We start from the raw sequence: 14349 nt of genomic DNA on the forward strand, positions 1-14349 counted from the left end.
AGGGACTGTTCTCGTGGGACTGCTTGAGGGAAAGACCGCTCTCGTGACCGGGGGCAGCGCCGGAATCGGCCTGGCCAGTGCCGTCCGGCTGGCGGCCGAGGGCGCACACGTCTTCATCACCGGCCGGCGCAAGGCCGAACTCGACGCGGCCGTCGAGACGATCGGTTCGGCGGCCACCGCGGTGACCGGCGACATCGCGAACCTGGCCGACCTGGACCGGCTCTACGAGACGATCCGCGACCGGGGGCGAGGCCTGGACGTCCTGTTCGCGAACGCCTCCGTCGCCTCGCTCGGGCCGCTGGAGCAGATCACCGAGGAGCACTTCGACACCCTCTTCGGCATCAATGTCCGCGGCATGCTGTTCACCGTCCAGAAGGCGCTGCCCCTGCTCAACGAGGGCGCCTCGGTCATTCTGAACGGCTCCACCAACGTGGACGTCGGCGACGAGGCGCTCGGCGTGTACGCGGCGACCAAGGCCGCCACCCGGTCGTTCTCCCGGACCTGGGCCAACGAACTCAAGGGACGCGGGATCCGGGTGAACACCGTCACGCCCGGCCCGACCGACACCCCCGCGCTGTCGGGGCTCACCCCCGACCCGGAGGGGTTCAAGCAGCAGCTGTCCACGCGTGTGCCGCTGGGCCGGCTCGCGCGCCCGGAGGAGATCGCCGCCGCCGTGGCCTTCCTCGCCTGCGGGCAGAGCAGTTTCATCACCGGTTCGAGCCTGTACGTCGACGGCGGTCTGAACCAGATCTGAGAGGCGCGACCACCCATGAAGACCATCGGGATCATCGGCGCGGGCGAGGTGGGCGGCCAGATCGCCCGCGCGGCGCTGGCGATCGGATACGACGTCGTCCTCGCCAACTCGCGCGGGCCCGAGACCCTGGCGGACCTTGTCGCCGAACTCGGCCCGTCGGCGCGGGCCGCTCACGCCGCGGACGCCGCGCGGGCCGGCGACTTCGCGGTCGTCGCCGTACCTCTCAAAGTCGTCAACGACATGCCCGTCGCGGAGCTCGCGGGCAAGATCGTGCTGGACACGAACAACTACATGATCTGGCGGGACGGTCACATCGACGTCATCGACTCGGGCGAGAAGACGGTGCACGAGCTGCGCCAGGAGCAGCTTCCCACCTCACGGGTCGTCCAGGCGTTCACCCATATCCAGGCTCCCCGCATCACCACCGCCGGGCGTCCCCCGGGCGATCCCGGCCGGCTGGCGCTGCCGGTGTCGAGTGATCACCCGGAAGCGGTCGAACTGGTGGCGCGGCTGTACGACCGGTTCGGTTTCGACACCGTGGACAACAGTCCGCTGAGCGAATCCTGGCGCTCCGCTCCGGGTCAGCCCGCCTGGACCGAGGCCCCTCGACAGACCCGCGGCGAGCTGATGGCCAATCTGGGTCGAGCGCGGCCCGTCGGCCGACGGTGACTGCCGGGTTCCACGGCCTCGCCGAGGCGGATATCCGTCGATCGAATCACCATCCGTTGCGGCCCCGATCCGATCTGATCCGACCCGATCCGACCCGGAGCTGCTCCACAGAAGGGTCGTCTTCATGTCCGACAGTGATCTGCGCGCGTTCTACCTGCGTTATATCGAGGCGCTCAACGCCCACGAGTTCGACGGTATGGACGAGTTCATCTCCGAGCGGACCACCCTGAACGGTGAGCCGGCCACCCGGGACGATCTCATCGCCGTGCAGAAGCATGACGTGGACGCGGTTCCGGATCTCCACTGGGAGCTCAAGGAACTGCTCTTCGACGGTGACCGTCTGGCCGCGCGGCTGGTCAACACCGGTACTCCCGCGAGGGAATGGCTCGGCGTGACTCCCACCGGCGCCTCGTTCGAGATCACCGAGTACGCCATCTACCAGGTCCGCGACGGGCGGTTCGTGCACATGACCGCCCTGCACGACGCCGCCGAACTTCTCCGGCAGCTGACCGGCTGACCTCCGGGACCGGCACGGGCGGCTCACGGCCGACCAGGGCATCTCCAGGAACCGGATATCCCGAATAAACCCGCCATTCCCACCCAACCCCATCGCTAACGGCCCACTCGGGCCACGTAATTCGTGAGGACACGCATGACCATCACACTGATCACCGGGGCCAACAAGGGCATCGGCTTCGAGACGGCCAAACAGCTTCTGGCGCTGGGCCACGTCGTCTACATCGGCGCTCGTGACGTCGAGCGGGGCGAGAAGGCCGCGGCGGAGCTGGGCGCGCGGTTCGTGCGGCTCGACGTGACCGACGACGCGTCGGTGAGGGACGCGCTGGCGACGATCGGCTCGGCCGAGGGCAGGCTCGACGTCCTGGTGAACAACGCGGGCGTCCTGGGGGACGGGGTCCTCGACGGGCCCACGGCTTTGCGGGCCTTCGACACCAACGCGGTGGGAATCGTGCGCGTCACCGAGGCCGCGCTGCCCCTGCTGCGCAATTCCGCGAACCCGACCGTCGTCACCGTCTCCAGCAGTGCCGGGTCCTTCTGGGCGGTGACCAACCCGGACCGGCCGGAGTTCAACCTGCCGTTGGCGCTGTACTCCGCGTCCAAGTCCGCGGCGACCATGCTCACGGTCCAGTACGCCAAGGCCCACCCGGGCATCAAGTTCAACGCGGTGGAGCCCGGGACCACGGCGACGGACCTGACCGCGGCGTTCGGCATCGGACGGGCGCCGGAGGAGAGCGCCGCGGTCGTCGTCCGCCTCGCGACCCTCGCCACGGACGGTCCGACAGGAACCTTCCAGGACGAGAACGGGGAGGTGCCTTGGTAGGCGGTGGCAGGCGGTGGTAGCCCCGCGGGAACGGCCGGGGCGGGCGTGGGCCGGTGGTGGGTGGGTGCTGTCACAGGGATGGTGAGACAGCAATACTGTTGCACCTGATCGGAGTATGTCGCGGAGAGGCGGGGCCCGATATGACCACGGACACCGAGGAGCCGGCGCTCACGGTGGATGAGTTGGCCGCGCGTGCGGGGGTCACCGTCCGTACGGTCCGTTTCTACAGCACCAAGGGTCTGCTGCCGCCGCCGGTGATCGGGCCCAGGCGGGTGGGCCAGTACGGCCAGGAGCATCTGGCCCGGCTCGCGCTCATCGAGGAGTTGCAGCACCAGGGCATGACGCTGTCCGCGATCGAGCGGTATCTCCAGCAGCTGCCGCCGGGACTGAGCGCGCACGATCTCGCCATCCACCGTGCCGTGGTGGCCTCCTGGGCGCCCGACGCGGCGGAGGACGTGACGCGCGAGGAGCTGGAACGGCGGGCCGGGCGCCCGCTCGGCGAGGAGGAACTCGACCGGCTCGCCGCGATGAGCGTCATCTCGCGCACCCCGGACTCCCTCCGCGTGGACCCGGCGCTGCTGCGGCTCGGCGTACAGCTTCTCGACGTACCCATCGCGCAAGAGGCGATCCTCGCGGCGCGCACGGTGCTGCTGGAGCACTCGCGCGCGGCGGCCCGCGAGTTGTCCGAGCTGCTGCGTGCCACGGTGCGCGAGGGCGAGTCGGTCACTTCGGTGGCTGCGGTGAAGTCGCTGTCGGCGCACATGCAACCGCTGGTGGTGCAGGCGCTGTTGACGACTTTCCAGCGCTCACTGAAGGAGGAACTGCGGGAGTGGCTCAAGGAGTCCTGAGCCGCGCGAACCCGCCGCCCTGCCGTGTTCCTACAAGTAGGCCGACCCGCCCGCCACGTTGAGGGTCTGTCCGGTCAGGAAGTCGCTGCCTTCGTCGACGACGTACAGGAGCGTGGAGACGAGGTCGGACGGCTCCTGCGTCCGGGGAACGGCCTGCTGGGAACGGACGTGCTCGAAGCCGCCGTCCGCTCCGACGGTCCGCTCGGCGGTGGCCGTGCGGACCATGCTCGGCGCGATCGCGTTGGCGGTGATGCCGGACGGCCCCAGCGCGGAGGCCAGCGAGCGCGTGAAGCCGATCAGGCCGGCCTTGGAGGACACGTACGCGACCATCGTCGGCGGCGCGGTGAGGACGGCGGCCGACACGATGTTCACGATCCGCCCCCAGCCCGCCGCCCGGAGATACGGCAGCACCGCGCGGGTCAGCAGGAACGGGGCCTCCAGATTGACGCGCATGACGCGCCGCCACTCCTCGGGCGTGATGTCCTCGAAGGCCGACTCCGGGTACACACCGGCGTTGTTGACGAGAACGTGCAGTGTCCCGAACCGGTCGATGACCTGCTCCAGCGCGTGCCCGATCTGCTCCTCGTCGGTGACGTCGGCGATCAACTCCAGGTAGTCCAGCACCCGTTCGCCGGTCTCCGGCTGCGGGACGAGATCGATCCCCGCGACCCGGTATCCGCGCCCCGCCAACGCGACGGCGAACTCCTGCCCGAGGCCCTGTGCCGCTCCGGTCACCAGGGCGGTACGTGTCTCCATGGGGCGAGTGTGATGAACCGTCAGTCACTCGGCAAGAGCGCATTCCACTCGCCGGAACGGCCCTGTTGCCGCGCGCGTTCGTGAGGCCCACGCTGCGGGGCGACCGCCCAGCCAGCGTCAGCCGTACGGGAGCCGTGCCCGATGACCGAGACCGAGCGTGCCGTGGACGATGCCGAGCGCGCCCGCGAACCGGGCGGTGAGAAGCGGGGGCCGACGTCGCACTGGCCGCGGTCCCGGCGGCTGATCCGCGACGAACTGGGCGTACTGGTCGTCCTCGGGCTGCTGATCGCCGTGATCGGCATCCCCTACCCGGACTTCCTCGACAGCGACAACCTGCTCACCACCGCCCACAACTCCGTCTACATCTCCCTGATGGCGTGCGGGATGGTGTTCGCGCTGGCCATGCGCGAGGTCGACCTGTCGGTGGGCGGGACGTACGCGATGTGTCTGGTCGTCGGCGCGCTGCTGATCCGGGACGGCACGCCACCGTGGCTGGCGGTGCCGGTGATCCTGCTCACCGGAGCTCTGCTCGGCGTCTTCAACGCCCTGGTCACGACGCTGCTCGCGCTGCCCTCGTTCATCGTGACGCTGGGCACCCTGATGCTGTTCCGGGGCGTCGGGCTCGCGCTCGCCGACGGCAAGCAGATCACCGATCTGCCGCTCGACGACTCGTTCTTCACGCTCGCGGGCGGCGACGCGGGCGGCGTGCCGTTCGCCCTGTGGGTACTGGTGACGGTGGTCGTCGTACTGACGGTCGTGCTCACCCGGACACGCTTCGGCGCACGGGTGCGGGCGATCGGATCCAACCCCGACGCCGCCGAGTTCAGCGGCATCCCCGTCGTCCGCACCCGGATCCAGGCGCTCGCCCTGTCCGGCCTGACCACCGCCTGCGCCGCGGCACTCGCGCTCGCCTTCTACGGCGCCGGGGACCCGACTCTGGGCCAGGGCTACGAGTTGCAGGCCATCGCCGCCTGCATCATCGGCGGCACCCCGCTCGCGGGCGGGCGCGGATCGGTGGTCGGAGCGGTGGCCGGAGCGATGATCCTGGCCGTCGTCGCCTCAGGGCTCGTGTTCTTCGAAGTGCCCATCAACTGGACGTCGTTCGCGACCGGCGGGGTGATCCTCGTCGCGGTGGCGGCGGACAGCGCGCTGCGCCGCAGCGGACGGCGGCGCCGCTGAAGTCCCGAGCCGAGGTGCCCCCTTGACCATCGCCCGGGACCTTCGCCCGGCCGAGACACCGGCCCAGACACGGCCGAGAGGTCTCCCGGAGCTCGATCAACGCCCGCTCAGAGATTGTCCGCAGCTCGTCCGAAGCCGCTTGGAGGCCGTGATGCACCCCCGATCGCGTACGTTGCTCGCCGTGCCCGCCGCGCTGGCCCTCCTCGCCGTCGCGGGCTGCGGCGAAGGGAGCGGTTCCGGCAAGGACGGAAGGCTGAGCATGGGCATCGCGGTGGCCAACATCAGCCTGAACTTCGCCCACGAGATGGTCCTCGGCGCCGAGAGCGCGGCCGACCACGCGGGGAACATCGACTTCAAGGCGGTCGGTCCGCCCAACACCGACGGGCCCGCGGAGGTGCAGCTCTTCCAGAACCTCACCGCCCGCGCCAAGGACGGCATCGTCCTGGAGAACCTCGACCCGCCGATCTTCACCAGGCCCGCCGCGCGCGCCGTCGACCAGGGCATCCCGATCGTCGCTCTGGACACCTCGCCGACCGACGGCAGCAAGGTGAACTTCTATGTGGGTAACGACAATTACGCGCTCGGCGAGCTGATGGCGAAGGAGGCCCTGAAGCGGCTCGGCGACGACCCGAAGGGCGAGATCGTCGTCGGGGTGCCCAACCCGGGAACCCCGGTGCTGGACAACCGGGCCAAGGGCATCTCCGACACCTTCGCGAAGGAGGCCCCGAACGTGAAGGTCCTGGGCCCCTTCCAGACGTACAGCGATCCCGGACAGAACCACAGCTCCTGGTCGGCGCAGGTGAACGCGCATCCCGACGCGCTCGCCTTCCTGGGCGTCGGGGACGCCGACAGCTACAACCTGGCGAAGATCAAGAAGTCCGAGCGGGGCACCTGGCTCACGGCGGGCTTCGACGTCGACCCGAAGACCCTCGACGCGGTCAGGGACGGCTCGAACTTCGTCACCATCGACCCGCAGCACTTCCTCAAGGGCTACCTCTCGACGGCGATGCTGATCGAGGCGGTCCGCGACAACGACGGCAAGCTCCTCGACGGCTGGTTCCTCTCCCCCGGCGGGGTCGTCGACAAGAGCAACATCGACGGCATCATCAGGCGGCAGAAGACCGCCGAGGCGGCGTACGACTGGTACAAGCCGACGATCGACAAGCTGCTCGGCGACCAGAACGCCCAGCTCAAGCCTCTGAAGGACGCGCGCTGAAATGGATGACGGCGACATGCTCGTGGCGCGGGACCTGGTCAAGTCGTACGGCGGGGTCAAGGCGCTCGACGGCGCGGGTATCCGGCTGCGCGGCGGTGAAGTGCACGCGCTGGTCGGCGAGAACGGGGCGGGGAAGTCGACGCTGGTGCGGATTCTGTCCGGCACGGTGACGGCGGACGCGGGGACGGTGGAACTGGCGAAGGGGACGACGTCGGACGCGATCGCCGTCGTCTCACAGGAGTTGAGCCTCTTCCCCGACCTCACCGTCCGCGAGAACCTCTACCCCTATCGGCCGCCCCACCGCTTCGGCCTGCTCGACCGGCGCGCCATGGACCGCGCCGCCGAGCCGGTACTCGCCGAACTCGGACTCGACATCGACCCCGGCGCGCTCCTCGCCGAACTTCCGCTCGCCGACCAGCAGTTGACCGAGATCGCGCGGGCGCTGCTGCGCCGCCCCAAGGTGCTGGTCCTGGACGAGCCCACCTCCGCGCTGCCCGCCGCCGCGGTGGACCGCCTGGAACAGGTCCTGCGGACCCTCACCGGGCAGGGCATCGCGGTTCTGTACGTCACCCACTTCCTCGAAGAGGTGATGCGCTTCGCGCAGCGCGTCACCGTGCTGCGGGACGGCCGGGTGGCACTGGACGGCGCCCGGCGCGGGGAGGTCGACGTGCCGGAGCTCGTGACGGCGATGCTGGGCGGCCGGCCGGCCCAGCCCGAACGCCGCACGCGTGCCCTCACCGAAGGCCCGCCACCGGTGGTGCTGTCCGAGGTGAGCGTGCCCGGACGGCTCGTCGACGTCACCTTCACCGTGCGCGCGGGTGAGGTGGTCGGACTGGCCGGGCTCCAAGGAGCGGGCCATCTGGTCGCGTTGGAGGTGGTCTGCGGCCGTACGACGATCTCGTCGGGGCGGGTCGACGTGGGTGGCCGGGGAATGCCGCGGTCGTTACGGGGCGCCGTGCGTGCGGGCGTCGCCTTCGTGCCCAGTGACCGGAAGCGGTTCGGGCTGATGGCCGAGCGTACGGTCTGGGAGAACACGACCACGGTGAGCTGGCTGGCCCTCGGGCGCGGCGGGGTGCTGCCCTCCCGGGGTGAACTGGTGCGGCGCACCGCCGACCTGACCGAGCGGCTGCGGCTGCGTGGCGGTCCGTACGACATCGTGGGGCGGCTGTCCGGCGGCAACCAGCAGAAGGTCGTCTTCGCCAAGTGGCTGGCCACCGAGCCCCGTGTGGTCGTGCTGGACGATCCGACGCGGGGTGTGGACGTCGGGGTGCGGGCTGAAATGCACACCATCGTGGGCGAGTTGGCGGCGGGTGGGGCGGCTGTGCTGATCACCTCGACCGATCTGGCGGAGCTGACCGAGGTGTGCGACCGGGTGCTGGTGTTCGTGCGGGGGCGGGTGGTGGGTGAGGTGTACGGGGAGCGGCTGACGGAGCACGCGTTGGCCGTGGCGGTGCAGTCGGGGGTCGCGCGGTCGGGCGGGGAGTAGGGTCTTCGCCCCCTCCGCCCCTTCCCGTCCCGTATCCGGGGGCCGCGCCCCCAGACCCCCGCTTTCGCGCTTCGCGCTCGTCCTCAAACGCCGGACGACTGAATCTCCTATGCCGACAGCGCTCTTGTCAGTGCCCGTGCCGCCGCGCACACCCTGGCGCCTACGCGGTCGACGTCCAGGCGGCGGGTGCCTGCGGTCACGGAGATCGCGGCGATCGGGCCGGGGCCCCGGCCCCTTTCGTAGACCGGGGCGGCCACGGCGGAGATGCCGACCTCCGCTTCCTCCAGGTTGACCCCGTAGCCGCGGACGCGGGTGGCGGCGAGGTCGCGGGCGAGCTGGCCCGGCAGGACGAGGGTGCGCGGGGTGAGGCGGGGCAGGGCGAGGTGCGGTGGGCGGGGGTCGTGGGCGAGGAAGACCTTGCCGGTGGCGGTGCAGTGGGCCGGCAGACGGCCCCCGGCCCGGGAGACGATCGGCGTGGCACGGCGGCCGGTGATCTTCTCCAGGAAGAGGGTGTCGGGACCGTCGGGGACGGCGAGGTGCACGTTCTCGTGCGTCTCCCCGTGCAGGTCGCCGAGGTAGGGCAGCGCCGCGTCCCTCAACTCCCGTGCGGACGGCGCCGACTGGCCGATCACGAAGAGGGCGAGGCCGATCCGGTAGCGGCCGTCGGACGCGCGCTCCAGCAGCTCCAGCCGGACCAGCTCGCCGAGCAGACGGTGCGCTGTCGGCTTGGGCAGCCCCGAGCGGAGGGCCAGTTCGGCGAGGCTCAGCGCGCCCTCGGAGTCCCCGCAGGCACGCAGCAGCGTCGCTCCGCGCGCGAGCACCGACTTGGGCGCCGGACCGTCCGTCATGGACCGATGGTCGGGTGCCCGGGGGCGGTTGACAAGGTGCCTGTCGATGTTGAGCGGGCCGGACTCACCGAAGGGGGACGTCGACGAGCAGCGGGCGCGTCAACTTCCCCGCCCCGGACACGAGTTCACCCAGGTGTTCCGCGCTCTCGGCGCGCACTGCGTCGAGCCCGAAGAACCGCGCCGCCTGGGTGAAGTCGAGCGGGCCCAACTCGGTGCCGGGGCAGGCCCCCTGCCCGGCCATCGCCTCGTAGGTGTCCTGAAGGGTGCGGTACGCGCCGTTTCCCAGCACCACGAACAGCACCGGGACCGCGCTGCGCGCCGCGCTCCACAGCCCCTGGAGTCCGAACAGCGCGCAGCCGTCGCCGAGTACGGCGACCACCGGGCGCCCCGGCTCGGCGAGCGCGCGCCCGACGGCCGCGCCGATCCCCCAGCCGAGGCCTCCGCCGACGGTGTGCGTGTAGCTGCCGGGACGGTCCAGACGTACGAGCCGGCGCAGCAACAGGCCCACGGTGATGGCCTCTTCGACGACCACCGCGTCCGGCGGCAGCCCGCGCGCCACGGCGTGTGCCGCGGCCCAGGGCGCGAGCGGCGCCGGGGAGTAGGCGGCGCGGGCGGCGTCGTCCGTCTCCTTGCGTTCGGCCGTGTGCCGCTCACCGGCCCGCAGCACCCGGGCCTTCGCGCTGTGTGCGGGGACCCGCTGGTGCAGCAGTTCGGCCAGCCGGTCGAGCGAGGGGGCGAGGGCACCGACCAGCCCGGTGCCGACGGCGAAGTTGCGGCCGATCTCGTCCGGGTCGGAGTCGAGCTGCACCACCGTGAGGTCGGGCGGCAGCGGGGGCCCGGGGCTGTAGTGGTGCGGCGTGAACGCGTGCGCACCGGCGATGAGGACGGTGTCGTACGGCTTGAGGGCGTCGCGGATCGCGTCGTGGCGCGGGGGCAGCATGCCGGCGTACAGGGGATGGGTGGTGGGGAAGTCCAGGCAGTCGGCCATCGGCTGGTGGTGGACGGGCGCGCCGCAGGCCTCGGCGACGCGGACGAGCGCGGGGAGGGCGTTCTCGCGGCCCACCCCGTCCCCGGCGACGATCACCGGGCGGGCCGCGCCGCCGAGCAGGACGGCGGCGCGTTCAAGGCCGGCGGCCGCTCCCGTGCGGGGTGCCGGGGTGCGGGGCGGGACCTCGATCTCGGTGTCCTCGGCGAGCAGGTCCATGGGCACGGAGAGGAACACCGGTCCCGCGGGCGGCCGTACGGCGAGGGCGAAGGCACGGCGCACGGCGAGCGGCAGGTCACGGGCGTGCTGGACGTCGAAGGTGGCCTTCACCGCGGCCGCGGCGAGACCCGTCAGGTCGCCGGACAGCATGGGGTCCTGCTGGAGGTGGCGGCGGTCCTGCTGGCCGGCCATCACCACCATCGGGGTGCGCGAGCGGCGGGCGTTGAGCAGTCCTATGAGGCCGTTGGCGAGCCCGGCCGCGATGTGCAGGCTGACGAACGCGGGGCGGCCGGTGGCGCGGGCGTACCCGTCCGCCATGGAGACGACGGCGCCCTCGTGGACGCCGAGGACGTATTCCGGCGCGTCCTGGGCGTCCATGAGGGCGGCGAGGAAGGGCAGTTCGGTGGTGCCCGGGTTGCCGAAGACGCGGTCCACGCCCTCGCCGCGCAGGATGTCCAGCAGGGCGAGCGCGGGACGGCGACCCATGGGGGCTCCTCGGTGGGCGGGGACGGGACAGGACCGGTGCGCGGTCAGCGTCGGGTCCCCGGACCACCGGGAGCAAGGGCGGCGTGTCGCTCAGCGATACGTCCCCGGGCGTCTCAGCGCGCGTCGCTGAACCGCTCCCCCTTCTCCGCCTTCTCGACCAGCAGCGCCGGGGGTGCGAACCGCTCCCCGTAGCGCTCGGCGAGTTGGCGCGCCCGTGCCACGAAGGCGGGCAGGCCCGCGCCCTCGTCGTATCCGTTGATGTATTGGAGGACACCGCCGGTCCAGCCCGGGAAGCCGATCCCGAACAGGGAACCGATGTTGGCGTCGGCGACGGACGTCAGGACGCCCTCCTCCAGGAGCCGGACGGTGTCCAGCGCCTCGGCGAAGAGCATGCGCTCCTGCATGTCCCGGAAGGGGATCTCGGTGCCCGGCTTCGTGAAGTGCTCACGCAGACCGGGCCAGAGCCTGCCGCGCCTGCCGTCGTCGCCGTACTCGTAGAAGCCCGCGCCGCCGCTGCGGCCGGTGCGGCCGAACTCGTCGACCATGCGGTCGATGACCGCCTCCGCCGGGTGCGTCTCCCAGGTGCCGCCCGCCTCCTCGACGGCCTGCTTCGACTCCTGGCGGATCTTGCGCGGCAGGGTGAGGGTCAGCTCGTCCATCAGCGAGAGGACCTTGGCCGGGTAGCCCGCCTGGGCCGCCGCCTGCTCGACGGACGCGGGCTCGATGCCCTCACCGACCATCGCGACACCTTCGTTGAGGAAGTGGCCGATGACGCGGGAGGTGAAGAAGCCGCGCGAGTCGTTGACGACGATCGGGGTCTTGCTGATCTGGCGTACGAGGTCGAAGGCGCGGGCCAGTGCCTCGTCGCCGCTGCGCTCGCCCTTGATGATCTCGACGAGCGGCATCTTGTCGACCGGTGAGAAGAAGTGCAGCCCGATGAAGTCGCTCTGCCGCTCGACTCCTTCGGCGAGCACGGTGATCGGCAGGGTCGAGGTGTTGGAGCAGAGCAGCGCGTCGGGCTCGACGAGGTGCTGGATCTCCTGGAACACCTTGTGCTTGAGCGAGGTGTCCTCGAAGACGGCCTCGATCACGGCGTCGCAGCCGGCGAGGTCGTTCGGGTCGGCGGTGGGGGTGATGCGGGCGAGGAGCGCGTCGGCTTTCTCCTGTGTCGTCCGTCCCCGGGAGACGGCCTTGGCACAGAGCTTCTCGGAGTACGCCCGGCCCTTGGCCGCGGCTTCCGCGGAGACGTCCTTGAGGACGACCTCGATGCCGGCGCGGGCGCACGAGTACGCGATGCCCGCGCCCATCATCCCGGCTCCGAGGACGGCGACCCTGCGGACCGGGCGCGGCTCGACGCCCTTGGGGCGGTTGGCGCCGGAGTTGACCGCCTGGAGGTCGAAGAAGAACGCCTGGATCATGTTCTTGGCGGTCTGTCCGGTGACCAGCTCGGTGAAGTAGCGGGCCTCGATGACCAGCGCGGTCTCGAAGTCGACCTGCGATCCCTCGACGGCGGTCGCGAGGATGTTGCGCGGCGCCGGGTAGGGGGCGCCGTTCAGCTGCTTCCTCAGGTTGGCGGGGAACGCCGGGAGGTTGGCGGCGAACTTCGGGTTCGAGGGCGTACCGCCCGGGATGCGGTAGCCCGGCCTGTCCCACGGCTGGGCCGATTCGGGGTTGGCGTCGATGAAGGCGCGCGCCTTGGCGAGCATCTCCTCGCGAGTGGCCGCCACTTCGTGGACGAGGCCGTTCTCCAGGGCCCGCCGCGGGGAGTACTGGGTGCCCTGGAGCAGCACCTTCAGCAGGGCGTCCGCGATGCCCATCAGGCGGACGGTGCGGGTGACGCCGCCGCCGGCCGGGAGCAGGCCGAGGGTGACCTCGGGCAGGCCGATCTTGGAGCCGGGGGCGTCGAGCGCCACGCGGTGGTGGGAGGCGAGGGCGATCTCGTAACCGCCGCCGAGGGCAGCGCCGTTGATGGCGGCGACGACCGGTTTGCCGAGGGTCTCGATGCGGCGCAGGGCGGACTTGATGGCCGTGCCGGTCTCGAACGCCTGCTGGGCGTTCTCCGGGCCGACCCGCATCATGTCCTTGAGGTCGCCGCCCGCGAAGAACGTCTTCTTGGCGGAGGTGTAGATGATCCCGCGGATGGAGTCCTTCTCGGCCTCGGCGCGTTCGGCGATCGCGGCGATCGACGCCCTGAAGGCCTGGTTCATGGTGTTGGCGGACTGGTCGGGGTCGTCGAGGACGAGGGTGACGACGCCGGTCTCGTCCTGTTCCCAGCGGATGGTGGTGGGCTCAGTGCTCATCAGGGGTGCTCCGTAAGGGATCCGTTGGGGAAGGTCAGACGCGCTCGACGATCGTGGCGACACCCATGCCGCCGCCGACGCACAGTGTGGCGAGGCCGTAGCGCTTGTCCTGGCGCTCCAGTTCGTCGACGAGGGTGCCGAGGATCATCGCGCCGGTGGCGCCGAGCGGGTGGCCGAGCGCGATCGCGCCGCCGTTGACGTTGACCTTGTCCAGGGACAGGCCCATGTCCTTGACGAAGCGCAGGACGACCGCGGCGAAGGCTTCGTTGATCTCGACGAGGTCGATGTCGTCGATGGTCAGAGAGGCCTTGGCGAGCGCCTTGCGGGTCGCGGGCGCGGGTCCGGTGAGCATGATGGTGGGCTCCGAGCCGGAGACGGCCGCGGAGACGATCCGGGCGCGCGGGGTGAGGCCGTAGCGCTCGCCGACCTCCTTCGAGCCGACGGCGACGAGTGACGCGCCGTCCACGATGCCCGAGGAGTTGCCCGCGTGGTGGACGTGCTCGATCGCCTCCACCCAGTGGTACTTCTGGAGCGCCACCGCGTCGAAGCCGCCCAGGTCGCCGATGTCCGCGAACGACGGCTTCAGTCTGGCGAGCGAGTCGGCGGTGGTGCCGGGGCGCAGGTGCTCGTCGTGGTCGAGGACGACGAGCCCGCTGCGGTCCCTCACGGGAACGACGGACTTCTCGAAGCGGCCGTCCTTCCAGGCGGCGGCGGCCCGCTCCTGGGACAGCGCGGCGTACTCGTCCACGTCGCGGCGCGTGAAGCCCTCGATGGTGGCGATGAGGTCCGCGCCGATGCCCTGGGGGACGAAGTTCGTGTCGAGGTTGGTCATCGGGTCGGCGAACCAGGCGCCGCCGTCCGAGGCCATCGGCACCCGTGACATCGACTCGACCCCGCCCGCGAGGACCAGGTCCTCCCAGCCCGAACGGACCTTCATCGCGGCGAGGTTGACGGCTTCAAGGCCCGAGGCACAGAAGCGGTTCTCCTGGACTCCGGCGACCGTGTCGGGGAGTCCGGCGGCGATCGCGGCGATCCGGGCGATGTCGGAGCCCTGGTCGCCGACCGGGCCCACGACGCCGAGGACGATGTCGTCGATCGCGGCCGGATCGAGACCGGGGAATCGGCGCTGGACCTCGTGGATGAGGCCGACGACCAGGTCGATGGGCTTGGTGCCGTGCAGGGCGCCGTTCGCCTTGCCGCGTCCGCGCGGGGTGCGGATCGCGTCGTACACGTACGCTTCGGTGCTCACTGGTAAGCCTTTCGG

At 71.1% G+C, this 14349-nt stretch carries 13 protein-coding genes and 1 pseudogene; 9 read left to right on the forward strand and 5 right to left on the reverse strand.

What is annotated here, in order from left to right:
- Window positions 1–13: 13 nt before the first annotated feature.
- The 5 genes from ACIP79_RS34835 to ACIP79_RS34855 all read left to right on the forward strand — a co-directional run bounded on the left by ACIP79_RS34835 (window position 14) and on the right by ACIP79_RS34855 (window position 3610).
- Window positions 14–754 carry an SDR family NAD(P)-dependent oxidoreductase gene (locus ACIP79_RS34835; RefSeq protein ID WP_401229944.1) on the forward strand — a complete coding sequence of 247 codons (741 nt, stop codon included), beginning with the start codon at window positions 14–16 and terminating at the stop codon, window positions 752–754.
- A 15-nt stretch (window positions 755–769) separates the two neighbouring features.
- Window positions 770–1423, forward strand: a complete 654-nt coding sequence (locus ACIP79_RS34840) for an NADPH-dependent F420 reductase (RefSeq protein WP_401229946.1) — start codon at window positions 770–772, stop codon at window positions 1421–1423.
- A gap of 124 nt (window positions 1424–1547) precedes the next feature.
- Window positions 1548–1940: an ester cyclase gene (locus ACIP79_RS34845; protein WP_401229949.1), complete on the forward strand. Its 393-nt coding sequence runs from the start codon at window positions 1548–1550 to the stop codon at window positions 1938–1940.
- Window positions 1941–2075: 135 nt separating this feature from the next.
- Window positions 2076–2762, forward strand: a complete 687-nt coding sequence (locus ACIP79_RS34850) for an SDR family NAD(P)-dependent oxidoreductase (RefSeq protein ID WP_401229952.1) — start codon at window positions 2076–2078, stop codon at window positions 2760–2762.
- Window positions 2763–2902: 140 nt separating this feature from the next.
- Window positions 2903–3610 carry a MerR family transcriptional regulator gene (locus ACIP79_RS34855; protein WP_401229954.1) on the forward strand — a complete coding sequence of 236 codons (708 nt, stop codon included), beginning with the start codon at window positions 2903–2905 and terminating at the stop codon, window positions 3608–3610.
- 30 nt (window positions 3611–3640) lie between these two features.
- Here the strand turns inward: ACIP79_RS34855 and ACIP79_RS34860 are convergent, their stop codons facing one another.
- Window positions 3641–4366 (reverse strand): SDR family NAD(P)-dependent oxidoreductase, encoded by a 726-nt coding sequence (locus ACIP79_RS34860; protein ID WP_401229957.1) that lies wholly within the window; start codon window positions 4364–4366, stop codon window positions 3641–3643.
- A gap of 141 nt (window positions 4367–4507) precedes the next feature.
- Between ACIP79_RS34860 and ACIP79_RS34865 the strand changes: the two genes are divergently transcribed.
- From ACIP79_RS34865 to ACIP79_RS34880, 4 genes and pseudogenes are all read left to right on the forward strand, one after another.
- Window positions 4508–5545, forward strand: a complete 1038-nt coding sequence (locus ACIP79_RS34865) for an ABC transporter permease (protein WP_401229958.1) — start codon at window positions 4508–4510, stop codon at window positions 5543–5545.
- A 151-nt stretch (window positions 5546–5696) separates the two neighbouring features.
- Complete coding sequence (locus ACIP79_RS34870) at window positions 5697–6761, forward strand: sugar ABC transporter substrate-binding protein (RefSeq protein ID WP_401229961.1); 1065 nt, start codon at window positions 5697–5699, stop codon at window positions 6759–6761.
- A 1-nt stretch (window position 6762) separates the two neighbouring features.
- Window positions 6763–8247: a sugar ABC transporter ATP-binding protein gene (locus tag ACIP79_RS34875; protein ID WP_401229963.1), complete on the forward strand. Its 1485-nt coding sequence runs from the start codon at window positions 6763–6765 to the stop codon at window positions 8245–8247.
- Window positions 8181–8343, forward strand: a pseudogene (locus ACIP79_RS34880) (cobyrinic acid a,c-diamide synthase); the annotation flags it as partial. The gene ACIP79_RS34875 and the pseudogene ACIP79_RS34880, both read left to right, overlap by 67 nt.
- 11 nt (window positions 8344–8354) lie before the next feature.
- Here the strand turns inward: ACIP79_RS34880 and ACIP79_RS34885 are convergent.
- From ACIP79_RS34885 to ACIP79_RS34900, 4 genes are all read right to left on the reverse strand, one after another.
- A complete protein-coding gene (locus tag ACIP79_RS34885) occupies window positions 8355–9095 on the reverse strand; it encodes an IclR family transcriptional regulator (protein ID WP_383685802.1) in 741 nt (246 codons plus the stop codon).
- A gap of 64 nt (window positions 9096–9159) precedes the next feature.
- Window positions 9160–10785: a thiamine pyrophosphate-binding protein gene (locus ACIP79_RS34890; RefSeq protein WP_401229967.1), complete on the reverse strand. Its 1626-nt coding sequence runs from the start codon at window positions 10783–10785 to the stop codon at window positions 9160–9162.
- 113 nt (window positions 10786–10898) lie between these two features.
- Window positions 10899–13085, reverse strand: a complete 2187-nt coding sequence (locus tag ACIP79_RS34895) for a 3-hydroxyacyl-CoA dehydrogenase NAD-binding domain-containing protein (protein ID WP_401229970.1) — start codon at window positions 13083–13085, stop codon at window positions 10899–10901.
- A gap of 34 nt (window positions 13086–13119) precedes the next feature.
- A complete protein-coding gene (locus tag ACIP79_RS34900) occupies window positions 13120–14334 on the reverse strand; it encodes an acetyl-CoA C-acetyltransferase (RefSeq protein WP_401229972.1) in 1215 nt (404 codons plus the stop codon).
- Window positions 14335–14349 lie beyond the last annotated feature (15 nt).

The organism is Streptomyces sp. NPDC088747 (genome assembly GCF_044751025.1).
Taxonomy (GTDB): domain Bacteria; phylum Actinomycetota; class Actinomycetes; order Streptomycetales; family Streptomycetaceae; genus Streptomyces.